Source organism: Streptomyces sp. TLI_55 (assembly GCF_900206255.1).
GTDB lineage: Bacteria > Actinomycetota > Actinomycetes > Streptomycetales > Streptomycetaceae > Streptomyces > Streptomyces aquilus.
On sequence record NZ_OAOJ01000001.1, the window covers coordinates 1931708 to 1955069 of the forward strand.

Here is a 23362-nt window from a genome sequence, read left to right on the forward strand (position 1 = left end):
CGTGGACATCAGCGTGTACCGCCCCGGCGAGCTGACCGCCGCCGACCGGGCGGCGTGGACGTCGTTGCAGTCCAAGGCACATCTGCAGGGCTCGCCCGAGCTGGCGAACCCGTTCCTGTCCCCCGAGTTCACGCTCGCCGTCGGCCGGTGCCGGCGGGGCGTGCGGATCGCGGTCGTACGGGAGGACGGCGAGCCCGCCGCCTTCTTCCCCTTCCAGCGGACCGCGTCCGGAGTCGGCCGGGCCGTCGGCCTCGGCGTCTCGGACGCCCAGGGGCTGGTCCACCGGCCCGGGTTCGTGTGCGACACGCGAGAGCTGTTGCGCGCCTGTGGGCTCGCCGTCTGGGAGTTCGACCACCTCGTGGCGGCCCAGGAGCCGTTCACCGCGGGGGCCCGGCGAAGCTACCCGTCCCCGGTCATGGACGTCGACCAGGGCTACGACGCCTATCTGTGCCATCTGCGGTCCCAGGCACCGAAGTTCACCCGGACCACGCTCGCCAAGGAACGCCGGCTCGGCCGGGACGCCGGCGGGGTGCGGTACGTCCACGACGAGCGCGACCCGGCGGTGCTGCACACCCTGATGAGCTGGAAGTCCGCGCAGTACCGCAGGACCGGGCGCAGCGACCGGTTCGCCCACGACTGGATCAGCCGGCTCGTGCAGCAGCTGTTCCACACCCGTTCCGAGCCGTTCGCGGGCATCCTGTCGGTGCTGTACGCGGGCGACCGGCCGGTCGCGGCGCACTTCGGGCTGCGCACCGAGCGGGTCCTCGCGTGCTGGTTCCCGGCGTACGACCCGGCCTACGCGAAGTACTCGCCGGGGCTGGTGCTGCATCTGCGGATGGCCGAGGCGGCCGCCGCCGACGGGATCGCGTACCTCGATCTCGGCCGGGGGCACAAGGAGTACAAGGACGCCCTGAAGACCCGGGAGATCACCGTGTCGGAGGGGTGGGTGACCCGGCGTCACCCGGTCGCGATCGGGCACCGGGCGCGCCGCGCCCCCGTCCGGGCGCTGCGCAACACCGTCCAGTCCCGGCCGGAACTGTTCGCGCCGGCCGACCGGATGCTCAAGAAATTTGGAAGGCTGCGTTCGCACAACCAATAAGGCTCCGTAACGGTCAAACCAACAAAAACGTGAGGCCTGGTTCCAGGTCTTGCCATAGGGGTTCAATCGTCAATACCGTCATACATCTCACCCGCATCGGTCCGTCGTCAGCGGTACTAGGGGAGGGCTCAAGGACCGTGACAGACCGGCGCGGGGCGCGGTAGGGGGGTGCCGTACTCGGTGACCGCACCGGTGACCGGGTCGTGCCGCGCGACCGGCGACCGTATTCCTCGTCGGCCAGGCTTTGCCAGCTCACCCGGGCGTGCTCGGAGATCCCTTTCGGCATGCCGTAGGTGAAACAACCCCCCTTTCGAACCGGACAGCAGCCGGGTCGCCCAGGGGCGGGCGGTCCAGCCGGACGAGAGGGAACCAGACTCATGAGCTCTGTTCTGCGCCCGGCGGCAACGGGCCAGGAGCCGCCGACAGCCGGTAAGTACCGGCCCGTCTCCACTCACCTGGCCATCGCGCCGCCGGTAAGTGTCGTGATCCCCGCCATGAACGAGGCGGAGAACCTTCCGTACGTCTTCAAGACGCTGCCCGACTGGATCCACGAAGTGGTCCTGGTCGACGGCAACTCCACCGACGACACCGTCGAGGTGGCCCGCGAGCTGTGGCCGGAGGTCAAGGTCGTCCGGCAGACCGGCAAGGGCAAGGGCGACGCGCTGATCACCGGGTTCGAGGCGTGCACCGGCGACATCATCGTGATGGTCGACGCGGACGGCTCGGCCGACGGGAACGAGATCCTCAGCTATGTCTCCGCCCTGCTCTCGGGCGCGGACTTCGCCAAGGGCTCCCGCTTCGCCAACGGCGGCGGCACCGACGACATGACCTTCATCCGCAAGCTCGGCAACTGGGCGCTGTGCACGATCGTCAACCGCAAGTTCGGCGCCCGCTACACCGATCTCTGCTACGGCTACAACGCGTTCTGGCGGCACTGCCTCGACAAGATCGACCTCGACTGCACCGGCTTCGAGATCGAGACCCTGATCAACATCCGGGTGGTCAAGGCCGGCCTGAAGGTGCAGGAGATACCGAGCTACGAGTACCTCCGCATCCACGGCGCGAGCAATCTTCGCGCGGTGCGCGACGGGTTCCGGGTGCTCAAGGTGATCCTCGGCGAGCGCTCCAACCGGCGTGAGCTGCGCCGCCAGGCCCACCACTCCCCGCTGCTCGACTCGGTCCGGGGAGAGGTGTCTTGAGCGGTCCCGACGTCTCCGTCGTGATCTGCGTCTACACCGAGGACCGCTGGGAGGACATCCTCGCGGCGGTCTCCTCGGTGCGGGCGCAGTCGTATCCGGCGCGGGAGACACTGCTGGTCGTCGACCACAATCCGGCGCTCCTGGACCGGCTGGCCAAGGAGTACAAGGAGGTCACGGAGGTACGGGTGCTCGCCAACGCGGGCCCCCGAGGCCTGTCCGCGGGCCGCAACACCGGCATCGCCGCCTCGTACGGCGAGGTGATCGCCTTCCTCGACGACGACGCCGTCGCCGAGCGCGACTGGCTGCGCCACTTCGCCGCCGGGTACGCCGACCCGAAGGTGATGGCCGTCGGCGGGCGCACCCTGCCGATCTGGGCGTCGGGCCGCCGTCCCGCCTGGTTCCCGGCGGAGTTCGACTGGGTGGTGGGCTGCACCTACAAGGGCCTGCCCGAGGGCCGGGTACGGGTGCGCAACGTCCTGGGCGGCAACGCCTCGTTCCGGCGTACGGCGTTCGACGCGGCCGGCGGGTTCGCCACCGGCATCGGGCGCGACGGCGACAAGCGCCCGCTGGGCTGTGAGGAGACGGAGCTGTGCATCCGGCTCAGCCGGGCCAGACCGGACGCGGTGCTGCTGATCGACGACCGCGCGGTGATCCACCACCGGGTGCCCGAGGCGCGTGAGCACTTCGGGTACTTCCGCACGCGCGCCTACGCCGAGGGCCTGTCGAAGGCGCTGGTGGCCCGAAGTGTCGGCGCGAGCAAGGGGCTTGAGTCCGAACGCCGGTACGCCACCCGGGTGCTGCCCGCCGGGGTGGCCCGCGGGCTGCGCGACGCCGTGCTGGCCCGGCCGGGCGGCGCGGGGCGGGCGGGCGCGATCGTCGCGGGGGTGCTGACGGCTGCCGGCGGGTACGTCGTGGGGAGCGTACGGACCCGGAAGGGGGGCGCCGCGTTCCAGGTGGCGCCGATCGAAGGGGGACCGAGATGAGCGTGCCGATCCTCATGTACCACGCCATCGCGACCGACCCGAGCGACGCCACCCGCGACCTCTCGGTGACGCCCGAGGCCTTCGGCCAACAGATGGACCTCATCGGGGACTTGGGCCACACGCCGATCACCACGGCCCAGCTCGCGGCGCACTGGCGCGACGGCCGCCCGCTGCCCGAGCGCCCCGTCCTGGTCACCTTCGACGACGGCTACGAGGGCGTCCACCGGCACGCCCTGCCCGTGCTCGCCAAGCACGGCTTCGCCGCCACCCTGTTCGTGTCGACGGCGTGGCTGCGCGGCCCGCACGACAACGGCAAGGCACTGGACACCATGCTGGACTGGCCGCAGGTGCGCGAACTCGCCGCCGAGGGCGTGGAGATCGGCGGGCACAGCCACACCCACCCGCAGCTCGACCAGCTCGACGACGACAGCCTGCGCCGCGAGCTGATCCTCTGCAAGGAGATCGTCACCGACGAACTCGGCGCCGCCCCGGTCTCGTTCGCCTACCCCTACGGCTACTCCAGCCGCCGGGTCCGCGAGCGGGTCCGCGAGACGGGGTACGCCCAGGCCCTCGCCGTCGGCAACGGACTCGCGCGGCGCCGGCAGGGGCCGTACGCGCTGCTGCGGGTCACCGTGCGCCGCGCCACGGACGCCGAGGAGTTCCAGCGCTTGATCGAAGGCCGGGCCATCGCCCGTACCTTCGCCCGGGACCGCGCGTTCACCAAGGGATACGCCATGGTCCGAAGAGCACGCCAGGTCCGCCGGAAGGCCATCCGTTCCCGTGTCTGACACGACGACCACCACCGAGTCGACCGAGCCCGCGACCGAAGCGCCCCAGCAGTCGGGGCGCCGGCTGCGCCTGCCCGGCATGGGGCGCCCGTCCGGCGGCAATCAACTCTTCCGCAACGCCTACGCCCTGATGCTGAACACGGGTATCTCCGCCGTGCTCGGCCTCGGCTTCTGGCTGGCCGCCGCCCGCTACTACTCCGAGTCCGCGGTCGGCCAGGGCTCCGCCGCGATCGCCGCGATGAAGTTCCTCGCGGGGCTGACCGCGGTGACCCTGACCGGCGCCCTGGCCCGCTTCATCCCGGTCTCTGGCCGCGCCACCGGACGGCTCATCTTCCGTACGTACGCGGGCAGTTCGGTGCTCGTGGCGCTCGCCGCCGGTGTCTTCCTGCTGACGCTGGACATGTGGGGGCCGTCGTACCGCTTCCTGCACGGGACGGTGAACGGGCTCGGTTTCATCGCGGCCGTCGTCGCCTGGAACCTGCTCACCCTCCAGGACGGGGTGCTGACCGGGCTGCGCAGCGCGATCTGGGTGCCGTTCGGCAACACCGTGTTCTCCGCCGTCAAGTTGGGGCTGCTGGTCGCGTTCGCGGTGGCGATCCCGACGGCCGGTGTCTTCGTGTCGTGGGTCGCGGCGATCGCGGTGTCGGTGCTGCCGCTGGGCTGGCTGGTGTTCCGGCGGCTGGTGCCCCGGCATGTGAAGGCCACCGAGGACCACGCGCGCCCGCCGACCGTCAGGGAGGTCGGCCGGTTCCTCGCCGGCGACTACACCGGCTCGCTGTTCTCGCTGGCCGTCGTCTATCTCGTCCCGGTGATCGTGGCCTCACAGGTCAGCTCCGAGGACAACGCGTACTTCTACATCACCACCACCATCGGCGGCACCTGCAACCTGCTCGCCATCAACATGGGCGCCTCCCTGACCGTCGAGGGTTCGCACGATCCGGGGCGGCTGGCCGCCAACACCCGGGCGGCGCTCAAGCGGATGGCGCGGATCATGCTGCCGGTCGCCGGGGTGCTGTTCTTCGGGGCGCCCTGGATCCTCGGCGTCTTCGGTTCTGGGTACGCCGACGCGGCCACCCCGCTGCTGCGCTGGTTCGCGGTCGGCGCGGTGCTGCGGGTCGTCATGGAGACGTACTTCGCGGTGCTGCGCGCGCAGAGCCGCACCGCGGGACTCGCCTGGTTGCAGGGCCTGTTGTGCGCCCTGGTGCTCGGCCTCACGCTGATCCTGCTCCCCCGCATGGGGCTGACCGGCGCGGGCGTCGCCGAGATCTCCTCGCTCGCGGTGATCGTGGCGATCGCCGCGCCGAAGCTGTACAGGACCGTGCGGGCCGCGCCGGCCGATGCCGTCCCCGAGGACACGGCACCCGACGGCGACCTCTCCGACCTGGGAACGCGCGAGGCCCCCCTCCCGTCGGGCACGCGCAGGCGCGGGCCGGCCTGGGCGCTCGACCAGGACACCCTCGCCCTCGGCATCCACGTCGACTTCGACCACCTGGAACGCCGCCCGGACGTCCGCCCCGGCCCCGGCACCCCGCCCACCGGCTTCCCCGCCGTCCGCCCGGCACCGCACCGGCCGACCTGGGCGCAGAAACTGCCCGAGGTGGGGCTGCCGGTGGAGGAACGGGAACCCGGGTCGGAGGCGTCCCTGGGCCCGGTGCAGACACCGGACGCGGAGGTGGACGCGCCGTTCGAGCCGTACGAGGCGGAGGTACGAGAAGAGGGCACCGTACAGCTCGACGAGGAACCGGCCCCCGACCCGGACCCGCCTCTCTCCTGGCGCGACCGGCTCCACCCCACGCGCGTCGGCGTGATCCTCGGCTGTCTGCTGACCACCGCACTCCTGCTCTACTGGGTGCCCGCGTTGCGCCTCGGCGAGACCGACCTGGACCGGATGGGCGGGCTCGGGCTGATCTCGGTGCTGCCGAAGACCACCCTGCTCGGCGCGGCCCTGCTCGTGGTGGCCTTCGGCTCGCTGCTGTGGCTGAACCGCGAGCACAAGGCGCTGCTGCTGATCGCGCTGCTCGCGACCGTGGTGTCCCTGCACGCGCTGCCCGCGGTGATCGAGACGGAACCCCGCTTCGCGACCGCCTGGCAGCATCTGGGCTTCCTCGACTACATCGACCGGACCGGGTCGGCGGTGCCCGACCTGGACGCGCGCTGGAGCTGGCCCGGCTTCTTCGCGGCGGCCGCGTTCGTCGCCCAGGCCTGCGGGGTCACGGACTTCACCGAGCTCATCCGCTGGTGGCCGCTGGCCATCCAACTCCTCTATCTGGCCCCGATGTTCCTGCTGGTGCGCTCGATGCGGGCGAGCTGGAAGGCCAAGTGGACCGGCCTGTGGGTGTTCGTGCTGTCCGGCTGGGTCGGCCAGGACTACTTCTCCCCCCAGGGCTTCACCTACCTCCTCTACCTGGTCTTCGCGGCGATCCTCCTCGTCTACTTCCGCGCCCCGCGCGTGATCTGGACGAAGAAGCGCCCCGGCGAGGTGGAGGTCGAACCGACCGACCGCCGTCAGCGGGCCGTGCTCCTCATGGTGGTCATAGGGCTGTTCGCGGCGAGCGTCCCGGCCCACCAGCTCACCCCGTTCGTGATGCTGGGCGTGCTGGCGGCCCTGGTCCTGACCGGCAGGTCCGAACTGCGCGGCCTGCCCATCCTGTTCGCCGTGCTGGTGGCGGCGTGGGTGGGCTTCATGGCCGAGCCGTACTGGTCGGGGCACTTCGACGACCTGTTCGGCGGGGTCGGCGGCGTCGGCGGCAATGTGTCGTCGTCGGTGTCGGGCCGTATCGAGGGCGGCAGTTCCTCGCACAAGCTCGTCCTCTACACGCGCGTGGCCCTCGCCGGAGGCGTGCTGGCCTTCGCCTGCTGGGGCTGGTGGCGGCGGCGCGACCACCACTACCGGGAGCGCTCGCTGCTCGTCCTGACCTTCGTACCGTTCCTCGGCTTCGGCATGCAGTCGTACGGCGGTGAGATGGCGCTGCGCGTCTTCATGTTCGCCCTGCCGGGCGCCGCCCTCCTCATGGGGCTCGCGCTGTTCCCGCGCACCGGCGTCACCGCGAAGGAACGCGACAAGGACCGGGTGAGCCTGGCGCCATTGGCCGCGGTGCTGGCGGGTCTGCTGCTCATGTTCGGCTTCCTGGTGGCCCGTTGGGGCAACGAACCGTTCGAGCGGATCAGGCCCGGCGAGGTCACCGCCATGGAGTACGTGTACGCCCACGACGATCCGACGGTACGGCTGCTGTGGCTGAGCAACGACACGGTCGACAACGTGACACCGGCGATGCCGTGGGGAGCGCGGGACATGGAGAAGGTCGAGTACGTGCCGACGCTGGCGCCCACCGACCCGGTGCTGGTGTCCAGCCTGGTCAAGGCGTTGAAGGACGCGGGGCCGAACTCGTATCTGATGATCAACCGCAGTCAGGTCACATATCTGGAGATGGACGTCGGCTACTCGACGTCCTGGGAGCCGCGGCTGGTCGAGAACCTCGACCAGCGAACCGAGTTGAGGAAGGTCTTCGTCAACGCGGACGTCACCCTGTACGCGCTGGCCAAGCAGCCCGCGGGCAAGGTCGTGAAGGCGGACCCGGGGCCGATCGGGCCGCAGGTGACCTGGACGCCGTGGTCGGTGGTCGGCGGGCTCGCGGCGCTGGCGCTGATCGTGCTGCTGACCGCACGTGAGGTGGTCCGGGTCGCGGTGCGGCCGGGGGTGCGGCAACTGCGCTGGCTGCAGAGCAGCTTCTGGTTCTCGCTGCCGCTGCTGGCGGTGCTGTTCGCCTCGCTGGTGCAGCGGTTCCTGACGATGAAGTGAGGGGTCAGTGGCTCAGCCGGGCTACCGGGTGAGCCACTTGACCTCATAGGCCGCCATGTCGAACCGCTTGCCGTCGACCTTCGCGCTGATCTGCCGGTCCAGGGTGTTGACCACGAGGACGGTCTTGTCGGTGGCGAGGACACGGACGTTGGGCACGTCGTCCGCCGCGACCGACACCGTCGCGAAGTCGGTGCCCGGCCCGAACGCCTTGCCGAACCGGCTGACCAGGTCGAACATGGGCAGCTCCTGCCCGCCGTCCTTCCCGTCGGTCGGCGTCCACAGACAGCCCGCGCAGTCCGTGCCCTTCTCGTTCTCCGGGTTCCAGTAGAGGGCGGACGTGGTGCCGCCCTTGGCGAGGGCGATCATCCCGGCGGCCTGGACGGCGACGCGGCGGTCCTCGGACCAGCCCTCGCGCTCGTCCTGGGCGTCGGCGGGCTCGACGTAGTACTCGGCCCACCACAGCGGCAGATTGCCGGTCCGCTGCCGCACCCACTGGCTGACGGCGGTGAACTTGTCGGTCGCCGCGAACTCGTCGGGCAGCATCTCGTCGTCGTTGGTGTAGCTGGAGCCGTCCACGACCACGAAGTCGGCGCCGGCTTTGTTCTTGTTCCAGTAGTCGAAGGCGTCGAGGATGCGCTGGTCCATGGCGCCCCACGGCCCCTTGAAGGTCGGGGACGCGTCCTCCGAGCGCGGGTCGACGCTGTCCATCACGAGGTACGGCCCGCCGACCATGATGGCCGGGTTGACCTTCTTCAGCGCCTGGTAGACGAGGTTGTAGAGCTTGGTGTAGCCCTCGTAGTCCCAGCGGGCCTCGGAGTCGTTCCAGAAGCCCTTGAACTCGTTCCAGACGATGAAGTGGCGGACGTCCGGGTAGCGCTTGGCGACGGTCGCGGCGAGCGCGGCGAAGTCCTTGAAGTGCGCGGGCTGAGGGGCGGTCTCCAGCGCGGACTGGCTCCAGTCGGTGTTGCCGACGCCCGGCTCGCCGCCCTTCATCCAGTCCGGGGCGCAGCACAGCGTGACGACCGGGGTGGAGCCGGAGGCGCGGATGAAGTCGATGCGCCGGTCCATGTCCGCGAAGTCGTAACGCCCCTTGACCGGCTCGGGGTTGTCGGCGCCCCAGCCCATGAGGTGCTGGTTCTGCGGCAGCCCGCCGACGTCCGCGATCCGCCCCTCGACCCGCTCGACGGCGGTGGCGCTGCCCTCGTCGGCGCTGTGCTGGGTGTGGGTGAAGCCCCAGCCGACGTCCGGGGTCTCGGCGTCCGGTGTGCTGGTGGGCGTGCCGTGCGCCCTGCTGCCGTTGCTCGTGGTGCCGTCGGTGCTCGCCCCGTTGCCGGGCAGCGTGTTGAGGAGGGTCACGGCCAGGGCCACAGCGGCCGCGCCCACACCGAGCAGTGCGGTGAGCCGCCACCGCAGCGCCCCCGAATTCCACCCATGACGTCCCATTGAGGGCAACAGTAGACGCGGGAAGCGCAGCTGGGGCAGGCCTTGTGAATGCACAGCTGTGTAACAGGACGGAAGCGAAGCAAAAGGTCCCATCCGACACTCCGGACGCACTACGGAAACCGGGTGCGATCGGCGTGCTCGTGCCGGATCATGGCGAGCATGTCTGCGAACCCACACGACGCTCTGCCGATCCGGCTCAACGTCGACGACAGCGACTCACCGTCCGACGTCGTCGACGCGCTGTTCCTCGGCCGCTTCGCGACGGGCGAGCAGCCGTACTCGCACGCGGCCAACATCGACCGCGTGCGGTCCGGCGCGTCCCTGCTGCCGCCCGGCGCCCGGGTGCTGCGCATCGCCCGGGACGACGACCGCAGCGCGACGCTCGCGGAGGGCGACGGCTGGACCCTGCTGATCTCCCGCTGGAACCGCGGCGCCGACGTCACCGTGACGGCGACCAGCGCCGAGCTGGCCGAGAAGGTGCTCGGCGAGGCGACGGACGGCGCGGCCGACGAGCCCGAACCCCAGCCGGAGAACGTGACGATGGGCTTCTGGTACGTCTCCCCGCGCCGCGGCCCGCACCGCACCACCCGGCAGATCTCTGCGGGCACGTGGGACGAGGTGCGGGAGAACTACACCGCGCCGGTCGCGGACGCGATGACCCGGCTGATGAAGACCACCCCGGAGGACATCGCGGGCCGGCTGCTCCTGCTGCACGGCCCGCCGGGCACCGGCAAGACCTCGGCCCTGCGCACCCTGGCCCGCTCGTGGCGGGACTGGTGCCAGGTCGACTGCGTCCTCGACCCCGAGCGGCTCTTCTCCGACGTCGGCTATCTGATGGACATCGCGATCGGCGAGGACGACGCGACGGGCAAGGGCCGCTGGCGGCTGCTGCTCCTGGAGGACTGCGACGAACTGATCCGCGGCGAGGCCAAGCACACGGCCGGCCAGGCCCTGTCGCGGCTGCTCAACCTCACCGACGGCCTACTGGGCCAGGGGCGCAATGTCCTGGTCGGGGTCACCACCAACGAGGACCTGGAGCGCCTGCACCCCGCGGTGGTCCGCCCCGGCCGCTGTCTGGCCCGGATCGAGGTGGGGCGGCTGACCCGGGCGGAGGCGGTGGGCTGGCTGGGCTCCGAGGAGGGCGTCGGCCGCGACGGCGCCACGCTGGCGGAGCTGTACGCGCTGCGCCGGGGCACCTCCCCGACCGCGCTGCCGGAGCCGCGGGACGGGGTGGACGCGGGCCTGTATCTGTGACGGTGCTTTGATGGACGTATGACCCGGTACGTCGGCACGTCGGGCTGGCAGTACAAGGACTGGCGCGGCGCCCTCTATCCGGCCGGCTGCCCGATGCGGCGCTGGCTGGAGGAGTACGCCGCGCACTTCCCGACCGTGGAGATCAACAACGCCTTCTACCGGCTGCCGTCCCGGGAGAACTTCGCGGCATGGCGGGAGCGGGTGCCGGCGGACTTCGTGGTCGCGGTGAAGGCGAGCCGCTATCTCACCCACATCAAGCGCCTGAAGGACCCCGAGGAGCCGGTCCACCGGCTGATGAGCCACGCGGAAGGGCTGGGCGCCCGGCTCGGCCCGGTGCTCCTCCAGCTCCCGCCGACCCTGAAGGCCGACGCGGAGCTGCTGGACGCCTGCCTCGCCTGCTTCCCCTTGGGGACGCGGGTGGCGGTCGAACCCCGGCACGCGTCCTGGTGGACGCCGGAGGTCCGCGAGGTCCTGGAGTCCCGCTCCGCCGCCCTGTGCTGGGCCGACGTCCGCGCCCGCCCGGTCACCCCGCTGTGGCGGACGGCGGACTGGGGCTACGTCCGCTTCCACGAGGGCCGCGCGAAGGACTGGCCGCGCTACGGCAGGCGCTCACTGGAGACCTGGGCGGCCCGCATCGAGGACACCTGGTCGGCCGAGGAGGATGTGTACGCGTACTTCAACAACGACCCGAACGCGGCGGCGGTGGAGAACGCGCGGACCTTCGAGCACCTGCTCCGGTGATCCTTTCTTCTCCGCCGCAGCGGCGCTCAGCCCGACGGCGCGTCCCGGCGGTGCCGAACCGCCCTCAGCCCTCCCCGTACCCCGCCCGCAACGCATCCTGCACCGCGGCCAGCGCGGCGTCCCGGTCCGCGCCCAGCCGCTGCGCCCGCTCGGCGTACGCCTGCGCCGCCGACGCGAGCTCACGCTCCGCCGCCGCGCCCGCCGCCGCGACGAACGTCCCGTTGCGCCCCCGCGTCTCGATCACCCCGTCGCTCTCCAGCGCCCGGTACGCCTTGGCGACGGTGTTCGCGGCGAGCCCCAGGGACTCGGCCAGTCCCCGCACCGTGGGCAGCCGGTACCCGACCGGCAGCGCCCCCGACCGGGCCTGCTCGGAGATCTGCGCCCGCACCTGCTCGTACGACGGCGCGCTGTCGTCGATGTCGATCTTCAAGGTCACGCCCCCGATTCTTCCGCACCGCCCCGTCACCCCGCCGCAAGCCCACCGGAAAATGGGAGGCAGCCCGGCCCTCCTCACCCGTAGCGTCCGCTCACATGACTGTGACCGTGCGCGAGCTGCGCGCCGACGCCCGAGCCGACCTGGAGGCCTATGTCCGGGTCCGTGACCTGGCCCTCCCGTTCATGCTGTACTCCCCGGACTCCCTCGCCTACGACCTGACCCACATGCATCCCGACGCCCACTACCGCCCCCTCGTCGCCGAGGAGGACGGCGAGGTGATCGGCACCGCACAGGTCGGCCTGATCTACGACAGCCCGGAGCCCGGCCAGGGCTACGTCAACGTGTACGTGCACCCGGAGCGGACCGGCCGCGGTGCCGGCACGCTGCTGGTGAACGCCGCCGAGGAGCATCTCGCCGCGCTCGGCGTGAGCAAGCTGTACGCCTGGGTCCTCGACGCACCGGCCAACCGCGCCTTCGCCGAACGCCGCGGCTACCGCGCGAGCCGCTCCGCGCACTTCCTCCTCCTGGACCTCGCGAACGGCACGCTGCCCCCGTTGCAGGACCCCCCGCCCGGCGTCGAGCTGCGCACCGGCGCCGACTTCGCGGCCGACCCCCGCCCCCTCTTCGAGCTGGACGCGGCGACCGTGGCCGACGAACCGAGCGACGTCGACAACGAGTTCACCGACTACGAGGCCTGGCTGCGGGAGACCTGGCACCACCCCCTGATCAACCACGAGTTGACCACGGTCGCCGTCGTCGACGGCCGCCTCGCCGCCTTCAGCCTGGCCCGCACCGACGGGCGCGCCCGCTACGGCACCGTCATGACCGGCACGGCCCGTGACTTCCGTGGCCGGGGCCTGGCCAAGCTCGCCAAGAACGACTCCCTGCACCGCGCCCGCGCCGCGGGGTTCACGGAGGCCGTCACCGGCAACGACGCGGGCAACGGCCCCATGATCGCGATCAACAAGTGGTTCGGGTACGAGACGGCGGCGACGGAGGTGCGGTATGTCCGGGAACTCGGCTGAACGAGCGGGCGAGTTGGAGGTCGTCCTGGTCAAGGCGGGCCGGACGAAGATCCGTTACCGGAGCGAGCTCCTGCTGGACGACGGCAACCACGTCACCGTCCGCGCGCCCTGGGCGGGCGAGGGCGTCCGTGACTTCGGCTTCGTCCGCTTCGAACCCGGGGACGTGTTCACGGAGCACTACTGGCGGGATCGCTGGTATGCCGTGAAGGAGGTCCGCGCCGGCGACGGCACGCTCAAGGGCTGGTACTGCGACGTGACCCGCCCGGCCGTGCGCGACGGCGCCGAACTGGTCGTGGAGGACCTCGACCTCGACCTGTGGCGCTCGGCCGACGGCACGGACGTACTGCGCCTGGACGAGGACGAGTTCGCCGAGAGCGGTCTGGCGGAGCGGGACCCCGAGGCGGCGGCCGCGGCCGTGGCGGCCCTGGACGAACTGGAGAAGCTGGCCCGCGGCGGGGGCTTCGACGCGCTCCTCCAGTCCTAGGCCGCCGTCGCCACCACCACGTACCGCTCGTCCTCCACCGCCCTCCCCCACAGCACCGGATCGTCGGACAGCCGCTCCACCCGCACCTGTCCGGCGAGCGGCTCGACGAGGGCGGTGAGGCGGGCGGCGGGTATGCCGACCGGGCTGACCGTGCCCCAGACGCCCTCGACGAGGACCAGCCGGCCTTCGGGGCGCAGCAGCTGCCGCCAGTGGCGCAGGGCGCGGCCGGGGTCGGGCAGCGCCCACAGCACATGCCGTACGAGGACGACGTCGAAGCGCTGCTCCCCCACCGGCGGTGCCGCCGCGTCACCGACGAGGAACGCGGCGTCACGGCCCGCGAGTTTCGCGCGGGCGAGATCCACCATCGCCGGGGCGCTGTCGACTCCGGTGACGCGGTGTCCCTGTTCGGCCGCGAGGAGCGACAGGCTGCCGGTGCCGCAGCCGAGGTCGAGTACGTCACAGGCCCGGCCCGGCAGCCAGGAGCGCAGCCGCTCGGCCCAGGCGGCCCGCACGCGCGGGTCGCGCAGGCCGTGGTCCGGTTCCTCGTCGAAGGAGGCGGCCTGCGCGTTCCAGTCCACCCCGTCCGCAGTGTGATCGGTCATGGTCACCAGCCTGGCATCCGCCACTGACAATCAGACGGCGCCGGAACATCGCTCGAAAGCCAGTCGAAATCGTGATGACCGCCACTGACAGATCGCCGCCGATGAGTAAGTCTCCCCAAAAGGGTCTACCTCCGTGAGAACGCGGAACTCGGTGGGCCTTGAAGGAGGCAGCCATGCGCCGTACAACCGTGCAGAAGCCCCTGAAGAGGACGGACGCCCGCCGGATCCGCGAGGAGGCCGAAGAGCGCCCCGCAGGACGTCCGGAGGTGCGAAAGGACATCGCGCGCACCTGGTGGCCGAACGGGTGACGGCGGCCTCAGCCCAGTCGCTTGCGGTAGTGGATGCGGTCATAGGGCCCATCCACTCTGCGTTCCACGACCTCGTAGCCGTACTTCGGATAGATCTTCTGGTTCTCCCACATCAGCGCGTTCGTGTAGAGCCTGACCTCGGGCAGGCCCAGCGCACGCGCGTGTGCGTCCACGAACCGCAGCAGCCGTCCTCCCACGCCCGTGCCCTGGGCGTCGGGGTGGACGGCGATGTTGTCGAGGTGGAGATGGTCCGCGCGCTCCTCGACGACCACCAGACCGGTCACGGGATCGCCCGTGACGTACACCTGCCCCGCCGCCACGGCCGCGGCGTGGTCCCGCTCCATGGGCTGCGGCACCACACCGATGCGCTCGATGTAGTGGTGGTAGGCGGCATCGGTCACGGCCTTCACGCTCGGCACGTCGGCCGGGCCGGCGAGCCGGATCTCCTCGTTCGTCATGCGCGCACGCTACCTACCTGATCTCAGCCTCAGCACTCCCTTAAGCGGGCCATAAAGATCGTTCCGGGCCGCCACAACCCCGGGATTTCACGGTTTCTTGGATCCGGCACCCGTCAGCACCGCTTCCGAGGAGTTCCGCCATGCCCGCACGCCGTACGGCCGCCACCGCCGCCGCTCTCGGCCTGGCCCCGCTCGCCCTCACCGCGCTCGCCGCGGCGCCCGCGTCGGCGCACGGCACACTGGGCGATCCGGTGAGCCGGGTCGCCCAGTGCTACGCGGAGGGCCCCGAGAACCCGAAGTCGGCCGCGTGCAAGGCGGCGGTCGCGGCCGGAGGCACGCAGGCGCTCTACGACTGGAACGGCGTCCGCATCGGCGACGCGAACGGGCAGCACCAGAAGCTGATCCCGGACGGCAAGCTGTGCAGCGCGAACGCCGACGAGTTCAAGGGCCTCGACCTGGCCCGCGCGGACTGGCCGGCGACGAGCGTGCGCAGTGGGTCGTACACCTTCAAGTACCGCGTGACGGCCCCGCACAAGGGCACCTTCAAGGTGTACCTGACCAAGGAGGGCTACGACCCGACGCGGCCGCTCGCCTGGGACGACCTGGATCTGGCGCACCCGGTGGCGACGGCCACCGACCCGGTGGCGGCGAACGGCTACTACAGGTTCTCCGGCACCCTCCCGGAGCGCTCCGGCGCGCAGTTGCTGTACGCGGTCTGGCAGCGCTCGGACAGCCCGGAGGCGTTCTACTCCTGCTCGGACGTGACGTACGGCGGCGGTTCGGGTTCGGCCGGCACCGAGTCGCCCGCTCCCAGCGCCTCCGCCCCGTCCGAGGAGCAGATCGAGGACGGCGCGGACAAGTCGACGGTGGAGCACGGCGGGCACGGCGACCAGGACGCGTCCACGTCGGCCGAGCCGACGACCACGGCACCGGCCCCGGAGTCGACCCCGGTCACCGACGTGAAGGCGGCCGGCGCCACCCAGGACCTCGCCGAGACGGGCGGCGACAGCAGCACGGCGTACATCGCGATGGGCGGCGCGGCCGTCCTCGCGGCCGGCGCGGCGATCCTCTTCGGATCGGTGCGGCGGCGTGCGGTGAGCGGCGGCCGACAGGGCCGCTAGCCACGGGGGCGGGGCTGTCCGGCGGCTCAGGCCGGGCAGCCCCGATCGTGCGTTATCCGAGGACCGAGGCGCAGGTCGTCGGCGTGGCGTGGGCCGGGTCGAGCGCGTTGGCGACCTCGTGGAAGGCGATCAGGCTGAACAGGCCGATCGCCACGTGCTCGGAGAGGTCGAGCGGGCACAGGTCCTGGAGGACGATGTTGCGGACGCCGGTGCCGCTCAGGAACTGGCTCCGGTACGGGGTGACGACCTCGTCGTACTTGGTGGCGAGGACCGTGTACTTGACGCCGGGGACGGTGTCGCCGCCCTCGTTGAGCTTGGTGAGGAAGGGTGATCCGGCGACCTGGTCGGCGAGGCCGGGGGTGTTGGCCGAGAGCAGGTCGGCGGCGCCGGGGAAGTACGGCAGCAACTGGGTGAGGCCGTTGAGGGTGGTGCCGTGGTTGCTGGGCGCGATACCGACGAGGGCGTTCACCTTGGCGGCTCCGCCGAGGAACCTGAGGTAGTAGCGGGGCATCATGCCGCCCTGCGAGTGGCCGACGACGTCGGTCTCGGCGGCGCCGGTCGCGGCGAGGACCTTGTCGACGAAGGCGGCGAGCTGTTCGGCCGACTTGTCGATGGGGCCGAGGCCGTTGAAGACGGGGACGCCGGGGAGCTGGCCGTAGTCGAGGGAGTAGACGCAGTACTCGCGGTTCTTCAGGTAGGTCGCGAGGCCGAGCCAGTTGTCGACGGAGTTGCCGAGGGTGCCGTGCACCAGGACGACCGGGCGGGGGTGGGTGGTGGAGGGCTTGCAGGAGTAGTCGTTCCAGCCGGAGTGGGGAGCGTCGGCGGCGCGGGCGGTGGTGGCGGGGACGACGGCGACCGCGGCGGTCAGCAGCAGCGCGGTCAGGGGTCTGAGCAGTCTTTTCCAGGGCAGCATCGGGTGATCTCCTTGCGGCTCAAGGGAGTTGCGACGGCTTTACGCCCTGTGATCCGGATCACGAGGATGCTGTTCACTCGTCAAGTTACGGACGGGTAGTGGAAGTGTGAAGTTACGCGTCAGTAAAAACTTCCAGTGCTAGCCAAAGACGAGCGGGGCTGTAGATGAACCGTCACCAGGCGGGCCTGATCGGACCATAGGGCGCGATGCGCGCCAATTGATCACGCAACGCCCGCACTTCACTCTCGCCGAGCAGTTCGACCCACGGCCGGACGGCATCCGCGGCGGCCTCCTCGGCGGCCCGCGTGCACGCCCATCCCCGCTCGGTCAGCACCACGAGCCGGGCCCGCGCATCGGCCGGATGCGCCTTTCGCTCCGCATACCCCCTGCGCACCAGCTCGTCGACGAGCTGACTGGCGGCCTGCTTGGTCACCCCGAGATGCCCGGCGAGCTCGGTGGCCGTGGCGCCGCCCGCGGAGAGCCGGGTGAACGCGAACCCGTAGGCGGGCCGTGCGTCGAACCCCCGCGCGACGACACCGTCGTTGATGCGCTGCGTCAGGTCGCCCGCGGCGGCGAGCAGGACGGCGGTCAGGGCGAGGGCTTCGGAGTTCTGCACGCGTGCATTGAAACACCCTTGACGAAATGGTCAAGCAGCTTGACCATAGGTCATATAGTCAAGCTGCTTGACCATCTGTCTCGACCGTCCACTCCGGGGGTACCCATGCCAGTCGTCCACCCGTCCGAAGCCGTCACCCATGAGATCCACGGCGCCCGATTCGTCTCGTTCGCCACTCCCCTCAGCGGCAGCAAGGAGCTGTGCGCCTGGCGCGGAGAGATCCCGGCGGGGACCAAGGCCCCGGCGCACACGGTGAACCGCGAGGAGATCCTCCATCTCCTCGCCGGCGAGCTGCTGATCACCCTCGACGGCGACACCCACCGCGTCACCGCGGGCGACACCGTGATCGTCAACCCCGGCGCGACCCTGAGCGTCGAGAACCCGACCGACGACACCGCCGTCACCTGGGTCACCACGTCCATCGGCCTGTCGGCGACGATGGCGGATGGCACGGTCATCACCCCGCCCTGGTCCAACTAGCCCTCTCTCAAGGAGAGTTACGCCGCCAGCGTCCCCGGCATCACCGCGTGCGGGCCGAACTTGGCTCGCACGCGGTCCGCGACCTCCTCGATGCGGCGGAGCTTGTCGTCGGTGGGGTCGAAGGTGAGCTGGTGCGAGGCCTGTTCGGCGGGGCCGAGGGTCTCGGCGCGCAGGGACATCGCCCGGACCCGGGCCCGCTGGAGGCCGAGTGCCTCGTACATCTCGTAGGCCGTCCTGGTCAGCGCGGCCGAGTGGGCGGTCGGTTCCTTCAGGGTGCGGGTGCGGGTCGTCGAGGAGCGGTCGGCGTAGCGCACGGTGAGGGTGAGGGCGCCGCAGACCTTGTCCAGGGCGCGAAGCCGGGCGCCCAGTTCACCGGCGGCGGAGAGCAGGGCGCGGCGGTGCCGGTCGGGGTCCAACTCGTCGCGGCTGAAGGGCCGTTCGGTGGCCAGTGAGCGGGAGACCCCGTTCGGGACCACCCGGCCGCGGTCGACGCCGTTCGCCTTCTCGTGCAGTTCGCGGCCCGCCCTCGCGCCGACCAGGCGCTGGAGCGTGGACAGGGGGGCGGCGGCGACCCGGCCGAGGGTGTCGAGGCCGTACTCGCACAGGGTGCGGGCGGTGGCCGTGCCGACGCCGGGGAGCGCGGCCACCGGCTGCTCGGCGAGGAAGTCCGCGACCTCCTCCTCGGTCACCGCGCGGGTCACCCCGGGCCGGGCGTCGCGCAGTGCCATGCGGGCCAGCATCGGGCCGGGACCGGCGCCGATCAGGCAGTCGACGCCGTGGTGGGCGAGGGCGCGGACCCGGATCACCGAGGCCAGTTCGACGGCGTCACGCCCGAAGTACCGTTCGGCGCCCCGCAGATCGGCCAGCGCCCGGTCCGGTGGCAGCGCCTCCACGACGGGCGTGAAGTCCTCGAGCAGGCCGAGCAGCCCCGGCAGGGCCGCCTCGTGCGCCGGCGGCAGCTGGAAACGTACGCAGAGGATGGTCATCCCGCACTCCCCGGACTCTGGTGCCACAACTTCCGTACCTGTGAAGGCTCTTGACCCGCAGGGCGCAGATCGGCCCACGGATGCAGTTCGTATCCCGTCGGCAGGTGGATGCGCCGGCCGCCGGTGGAGTCCCCGTCGGCTTCCGGCATCGGCTCCGCCAGCCGGGCCGCCACCGCGTCGAGGCCCTGCTCGGCGCGGAGTTCGACGAGTTCGGCGAGGTTCCAGGCGGCGGCGCCCACCACGCTGAGGCTGCGCGGGCCGCGCCGCTGCACCGTCCCGCGGACCAGCAGCAGCCAGGAGTGGAAGACGGTGTGGGCGCAGGCGTCGTGGGAGTCGTCGAAGAAGGCGAGGTCGACCAGGCCGGTGCCGTCGTCCAGGGTGGAGAAGATGACCCGCTTGCCGGACCGGATCGGCGGCGTCTGGGTGGCCGCCTTGGCACCGGCGACGAGGACCGTCTCCCCGTGCCGTGCCTCCCGCAGCCGGCGCGCGCTGGCCACGCCCAACTCGGCCAGGAACTCCCGGTGGTCGTCCATCAGGTTGCGCGAGGCGTCCATGGACAGCACGCCCAGCTCGGCGCTGAGCTTCTCGGCCGAGGAGAGGTCGGGCAGCCCGGCGGACGCGGTCTTCCGCCCTCCCGCCAGCGGGAGTTGCCCCCCGCCGCCACCCCGGGCACCCCGGTGCAGCTCGGTCAGGTGCAGTTGCAGATCACGCCGGTTGGCGCCGAAGGCGTCCAACGCCCCGACCTGTGCGAGCCGCCCGGCGAGCGGCCGACTGGGCCGCGCCCGCTCCCAGAAGTCCAGCAGCGAGGCGTACGGCTGCCCGTCCGCGATCCGCGCCGCCTCGGCCTCGCTGATGCCGTGCACGTCGGAGAGCGCCAGCCGCAGCCCCCACACCCCTGAATCAGACACCAGTTCGATACGGTGGGCGACCGCCGACTTGTTCACGTCCAACGGCAGGATCGGCACCCCGCGCCGCCGCGCGTCCGCCAGCAGCAGCCGCTTCGGATACATCCCGGGGTCGTGCGTGAGCAGCCCGGCGTAGAAGGCGGCCGGGTGGTGCGCCTTCAGCCACGCCGACTGGTAGGTGGGGACGGCGAAGGCGACGGCGTGCGCCTTGCAGAAGCCGTACGAGCCGAAGGCCTCGATGATCTCCCAGGTACGCTGAATCGTTTCCGCGTCATAGCCCCGGGCCGCCGCGTGCTGCGCGAACCAGAACCTGATCCGCCCTTGCGACTCCGGGTCGGACAGCCCGCGCCGCACCCGGTCGGCCTCGCCGCGTCCGCAGCCGGTCATGATGTCGACGATGTCGATGATCTGCTCGTGGAAGACGACGACCCCGTACGTCCCCTTCAGCGGCTCCTCCAGATCCGGGTGCGGGTATCTGACGGGGGCCCGCCCGTGCCGCGCCTCGATGAACGGCCGCACCATGTCGGCGGCGACCGGACCGGGCCGGAAGAGCGAGATGTCGACGACGAGGTCGTGGAAGGTGGCCGGCTGGAGCCGCCCGACCAGGTCGCGCTGGCCCGGCGACTCGATCTGGAAGCAGCCCAAGGTCTCGGTGGACCGGATGAGTTGGTACGTCGCCGGGTCGCCGGGGGCGATCGCGTCGATGTCGACCTTCTCCCCCGTGGCCCGCGCCACCTCCGCGACCGCGTGTGCCATCGCCGACTGCATCCGCACGCCGAGCACGTCGAGCTTGAGCAGCCCGAGGTCCTCGACGTCGTCCTTGTCGAACTGCGACATGGGGAAGCCCTCGCCGCTGGTCGGCATGACCGGCGTACGGGCGAGCAGGGACGCGTCGGACAGGAGCACCCCGCACGGGTGCATGGCGACGCCGCGCGGCAGGGCGTCGAGGGACTCGACCAGCTCCCACAGCCGCCCGTACTTGTCCTTCTCCCCCGCCAGGGACCGCAGTTCGGGCAGCTCCTCCAGCGCGGCGCGGGCATCACGGGCGCGGATGTGCGGGAAGGACTTGGCGATGCGGTCGATGTCGGCGGGGTCCATGGACAGGGCCGCGCCCACGTCCCGGACCGCGTGCCGCACCCGGTACGTCTCCGGCATCGCGACCGTCGCGACCCGCTCGGTGCCGAACCGGCCGATGATCGCGCGGTAGACCTCCAGACGGCGCGCGGACTCCACGTCGATGTCGATGTCGGGCAGCACGAGCCGCCGTTTGGACAGGAACCGCTCCATCAGCAGCCCGTGCTCGATCGGGTCGGCGTGGGCGATGCCGAGGAGGTGGTTGACGAGGGACCCCGCTCCGGAGCCGCGGGCCGCCACCCGGACACCCATCTCCCGTACGTCGTCCACCACTTGAGCGACCGTCAGGAAGTAGGAGGCGAAGCCGTGGTGGGCGATGATGTCCAGCTCCTGATGCATCCGCTCCCAGTAGGCGTACCGGCCCGCGTACCCCTTCCGCACCATCCCGGCCGCCGCCCGGGAGGCGAGCGTGCGCTGGGCGGTGCGGCGGCCCGCGCCGACGAGGTGCGGCTCGGGGAAGTGGACGGTGCCGATGCCGAGGTCGTCCTCGGGGTCGACCAGGCACTCGGCGGCCGTCGCCCGGGTCTGCTCCAGGAGCCGGTGCGCGGTGTCGCGCCGGAAGCCGGCGGCCTCCACGATCCGCTCGGCCGCCGCCAGCATGGCGGGCGCGTCCTTGAGCCAGGCCTCGCCGGAGTCCAGTTCCTTGGCGGCGCCGACGGGGACGAGCCGGCGGGCGGCGTCCAGGACGTCGGCGACCGGGCCCTGGCCGGGGTCGGCGTACCGGACGGCGTTGCCGAGCACGGGACGCACCCGCTGTTCGGCGGCGAAGCCGACGGTACGGGCGGCCAGCCGCAGCGAGCCCGGACCGGTTCCCTTGCGGCCGTGCCAGACGGCCTCCAGGCGCAGGGCGTCGCCGTACCGCTCCCGCCAGGGGACGAGGAGCCGGGCCGCCCGGTCGGGACGTCCGGCGGCGAGGGCGCGGCCGACGTCGGAGTCGGGGCCGAGCAGGACGGTCAGACCGTCACCGTGATTCCCGGCCCAGGTCAGCAGGGGGGTGTCGGCGACGGTGTGGACGGCGGTCACCAGGCGGCACAGGTCGGCCCAGCCGCGGGCGCCGTCCCGGGCGAGGAAGGTGACGCGGGGGGTCGACTCGTCGATGAAGGCGCCGCCGCGGACGGGGGCGCGGCGGCGCTCCTGTCGTACCGGCTCGTACTCCTCGACGGCCAGCTCGGCGCCGAACAGCGGCCGCACCCCCGCCTTGGCGCAGGCCTTGGCGAAGCGGACCGTGCCCGCGAGGGTGTCGCGGTCGGTGAGGGCGAGGGCGTCCATGCCCCGCTCGGCGGCACGCTCGGCGAGCCGCTCCGGGTGCGAGGCGCCGTAGCGCAGGGAGAACCCGGAGACGGTGTGCAGATGCGTGAACCCGGGCACCCGCGCCTCCATTTTCGAACATCAGTTCCCAACTGCCTCACCCCCACCATACCCCAATCCCGAACATCTGTACGATAACCGTTCGGCCGCCCCCCACCTGCGAAAACACCCGCGGGCTCGGACTGTGGGGACATGACACAGAACGGCACCCAGGACAGCGGTTTCCTCGCCGAGGTGAAGGACGCGGTCACACCACGGGCCACGCTGCTCGTCCTCGGGGCGCTCGCCCTCCAGCTGCTGTTCATCGCCTCCTATGTGGGGGCGCTGCACGATCCGAAGCCGAAGGACGTGCCCTTCGGGGTGGTGGCGCCGCGGGCCGCCGCCCAGCAGGCGGTGAACCGGCTCGATCAGCTGCCCGGCTCGCCCCTGGACCCGCGCACGGTGGCCGACGAGGCGACGGCCCGGAAGCAGATCATGAACCGCGACATCGACGGGGCGCTGATCATCAACGTGACCGGGCCGAAGGACACGCTCCTCGTCGCGAGCGGCGGCGGCACCGTCCTCGCCACCACCCTGGAGAAGTACCTCACCGCCCTGGAGGCCTCCCAGCAGCGGAGCCTCCGTACGGTGGACGTGGCCCCCGCCTCCGCCACCGACTTCGACGGACTGTCGTCGTTCTATGTCGTGGTCGGCTGGTGCGTCGGCGGCTATCTGACCGCCTCGATCCTCGCGATCAGCACCGGCGCCCGGCCCGCCAACCCGCGCCGGGCCGCGATCCGGCTGGTCGTGATGGCGCTGGTGTCGATCGCCGGCGGGCTCGGCGGCGCGGTGATCGTGGGGCCGATCCTGGACGCGCTGCCCGGCAGCGTCATGGCCCTCTGGGGGCTCGGCGCGCTGGTCACCTTCGCGGTGGGGGCGGCGACCCTCGCCCTCCAGGGCATGTTCGGGGTGGTCGGCATCGGCCTGGCGATCCTGCTCGTGGTGATCGCCGGCAACCCGAGTGCGGGCGGCGCCTTCCCGCTGCCGATGCTGCCGCCGTTCTGGAAGGCGATCGGCCCGGCACTGCCGCCGGGCGCGGGCACCTGGGTGGCCCGCTCGATCGCGTACTTCAAGGGCAACGACACGACCGAGTCCCTGCTGGTCCTGTCGGCATGGGCGGCGGCCGGGATCGCGATCACGATGGGGGCGTCGGTACTGCGGCAGAGACGGGAGGGCTCATCCCTCCCGTAGGCCCTGCGGCCGCCGACGGCGGGCAACCCCCACAGGGGCCACCCGCACCC

The 23362-nt window shown here is 71.7% G+C and carries 21 protein-coding genes; 13 read left to right on the plus strand and 8 right to left on the minus strand.

All coding sequences use genetic code 11. From position 1 onward, the window contains the following. Position 1 precedes the first annotated feature (1 nt). The 5 genes from CRP56_RS08995 to CRP56_RS09015 all read left to right on the plus strand — a co-directional run bounded on the left by CRP56_RS08995 (position 2) and on the right by CRP56_RS09015 (position 7868). Positions 2 to 1099 (plus strand): GNAT family N-acetyltransferase, encoded by a 1098-nt coding sequence (locus CRP56_RS08995; protein WP_097262014.1) that lies wholly within the window; start codon positions 2 to 4, stop codon positions 1097 to 1099. Between the two features lie 377 nt (positions 1100 to 1476). Further along, positions 1477 to 2298: a glycosyltransferase family 2 protein gene (locus tag CRP56_RS09000; RefSeq protein ID WP_097262017.1), complete on the plus strand. Its 822-nt coding sequence runs from the start codon at positions 1477 to 1479 to the stop codon at positions 2296 to 2298. Next, entirely contained in the window at positions 2295 to 3281 is a 987-nt protein-coding gene (locus CRP56_RS09005; RefSeq protein WP_097262019.1) for a glycosyltransferase, read from the plus strand. The genes CRP56_RS09000 and CRP56_RS09005 overlap by 4 nt, the downstream gene beginning before the upstream one ends. After that, positions 3278 to 4069 (plus strand): polysaccharide deacetylase family protein, encoded by a 792-nt coding sequence (locus tag CRP56_RS09010; RefSeq protein WP_179850973.1) that lies wholly within the window; start codon positions 3278 to 3280, stop codon positions 4067 to 4069. Before CRP56_RS09005 ends, CRP56_RS09010 begins: the two co-directional genes overlap by 4 nt. Next, a complete protein-coding gene (locus CRP56_RS09015) occupies positions 4062 to 7868 on the plus strand; it encodes a lipopolysaccharide biosynthesis protein (protein WP_097262024.1) in 3807 nt (1268 codons plus the stop codon). The genes CRP56_RS09010 and CRP56_RS09015 overlap by 8 nt, the downstream gene beginning before the upstream one ends. A 21-nt stretch (positions 7869 to 7889) precedes the next feature. Here the strand turns inward: CRP56_RS09015 and CRP56_RS09020 are convergent, their stop codons facing one another. Continuing rightward, a complete protein-coding gene (locus tag CRP56_RS09020) occupies positions 7890 to 9311 on the minus strand; it encodes a GH39 family glycosyl hydrolase (protein ID WP_097262027.1) in 1422 nt (473 codons plus the stop codon). 159 nt (positions 9312 to 9470) lie between these two features. On the opposite strand from CRP56_RS09020, the gene CRP56_RS09025 reads away from it, so the two are divergent. Both CRP56_RS09025 and CRP56_RS09030 read left to right on the plus strand, forming a co-directional pair. After that, positions 9471 to 10565: a DUF5925 domain-containing protein gene (locus tag CRP56_RS09025; RefSeq protein WP_097273865.1), complete on the plus strand. Its 1095-nt coding sequence runs from the start codon at positions 9471 to 9473 to the stop codon at positions 10563 to 10565. 18 nt (positions 10566 to 10583) lie between these two features. Next, entirely contained in the window at positions 10584 to 11306 is a 723-nt protein-coding gene (locus tag CRP56_RS09030) for a DUF72 domain-containing protein (RefSeq protein ID WP_097262030.1), read from the plus strand. Between the two features lie 64 nt (positions 11307 to 11370). On the opposite strand, the gene CRP56_RS09035 is transcribed toward CRP56_RS09030, so the two are convergent. Beyond that, positions 11371 to 11742, minus strand: a complete 372-nt coding sequence (locus CRP56_RS09035) for a GntR family transcriptional regulator (protein WP_179850974.1) — start codon at positions 11740 to 11742, stop codon at positions 11371 to 11373. 95 nt (positions 11743 to 11837) lie between these two features. Here CRP56_RS09035 and CRP56_RS09040 point away from each other — a divergent pair, with 95 nt between their 5' ends. After that, positions 11838 to 12767: a GNAT family N-acetyltransferase gene (locus CRP56_RS09040; protein WP_097262032.1), complete on the plus strand. Its 930-nt coding sequence runs from the start codon at positions 11838 to 11840 to the stop codon at positions 12765 to 12767. Continuing rightward, entirely contained in the window at positions 12748 to 13251 is a 504-nt protein-coding gene (locus tag CRP56_RS09045) for a DUF402 domain-containing protein (RefSeq protein WP_097262035.1), read from the plus strand. The genes CRP56_RS09040 and CRP56_RS09045 overlap by 20 nt, the downstream gene beginning before the upstream one ends. Here the strand turns inward: CRP56_RS09045 and CRP56_RS09050 are convergent. Beyond that, the gene (locus CRP56_RS09050) at positions 13248 to 13853 is read right to left on the minus strand and encodes a class I SAM-dependent methyltransferase (RefSeq protein WP_097273869.1); all 606 of its coding nucleotides are present in this window, start codon (positions 13851 to 13853) and stop codon (positions 13248 to 13250) included. The two genes, CRP56_RS09045 and CRP56_RS09050, sit on opposite strands and share 4 nt — an antisense overlap. Before the next feature lie 173 nt (positions 13854 to 14026). On the opposite strand from CRP56_RS09050, the gene CRP56_RS48310 reads away from it, so the two are divergent. Beyond that, positions 14027 to 14161: a hypothetical protein gene (locus CRP56_RS48310; RefSeq protein ID WP_097262037.1), complete on the plus strand. Its 135-nt coding sequence runs from the start codon at positions 14027 to 14029 to the stop codon at positions 14159 to 14161. A gap of 8 nt (positions 14162 to 14169) precedes the next feature. Here the strand turns inward: CRP56_RS48310 and CRP56_RS09060 are convergent, their stop codons facing one another. Further along, on the minus strand, positions 14170 to 14619 hold the full coding sequence (locus CRP56_RS09060) for a GNAT family N-acetyltransferase (protein ID WP_097262040.1): 450 nt from the start codon (positions 14617 to 14619) through the stop codon (positions 14170 to 14172). Positions 14620 to 14759: 140 nt separating this feature from the next. Here CRP56_RS09060 and CRP56_RS09065 point away from each other — a divergent pair, with 140 nt between their 5' ends. Further along, on the plus strand, positions 14760 to 15740 hold the full coding sequence (locus CRP56_RS09065; protein ID WP_097262042.1) for a lytic polysaccharide monooxygenase auxiliary activity family 9 protein: 981 nt from the start codon (positions 14760 to 14762) through the stop codon (positions 15738 to 15740). A gap of 52 nt (positions 15741 to 15792) precedes the next feature. Here the strand turns inward: CRP56_RS09065 and CRP56_RS09070 are convergent, their stop codons facing one another. Next, positions 15793 to 16653 carry an esterase/lipase family protein gene (locus tag CRP56_RS09070; RefSeq protein WP_097262044.1) on the minus strand — a complete coding sequence of 287 codons (861 nt, stop codon included), beginning with the start codon at positions 16651 to 16653 and terminating at the stop codon, positions 15793 to 15795. 172 nt (positions 16654 to 16825) lie between these two features. Continuing rightward, positions 16826 to 17269, minus strand: coding sequence for a MarR family winged helix-turn-helix transcriptional regulator (locus CRP56_RS09075; RefSeq protein WP_097262046.1), 444 nt, complete (start codon positions 17267 to 17269; stop codon positions 16826 to 16828). 105 nt (positions 17270 to 17374) lie between these two features. Here CRP56_RS09075 and CRP56_RS09080 point away from each other — a divergent pair, with 105 nt between their 5' ends. Then, positions 17375 to 17749, plus strand: a complete 375-nt coding sequence (locus tag CRP56_RS09080; protein ID WP_097262048.1) for a cupin domain-containing protein — start codon at positions 17375 to 17377, stop codon at positions 17747 to 17749. A 17-nt stretch (positions 17750 to 17766) separates the two neighbouring features. Here the strand turns inward: CRP56_RS09080 and CRP56_RS09085 are convergent, their stop codons facing one another. Further along, a complete protein-coding gene (locus CRP56_RS09085) occupies positions 17767 to 18735 on the minus strand; it encodes a DNA polymerase Y family protein (RefSeq protein WP_097262050.1) in 969 nt (322 codons plus the stop codon). Next, entirely contained in the window at positions 18732 to 22142 is a 3411-nt protein-coding gene (locus tag CRP56_RS09090) for a DNA polymerase III subunit alpha (RefSeq protein WP_097273871.1), read from the minus strand. Before CRP56_RS09090 ends, CRP56_RS09085 begins: the two co-directional genes overlap by 4 nt. A gap of 132 nt (positions 22143 to 22274) precedes the next feature. Between CRP56_RS09090 and CRP56_RS09095 the strand changes: the two genes are divergently transcribed. Next, on the plus strand, positions 22275 to 23312 hold the full coding sequence (locus CRP56_RS09095) for an ABC transporter permease (RefSeq protein WP_097262053.1): 1038 nt from the start codon (positions 22275 to 22277) through the stop codon (positions 23310 to 23312). Positions 23313 to 23362: the final 50 nt, after the last annotated feature.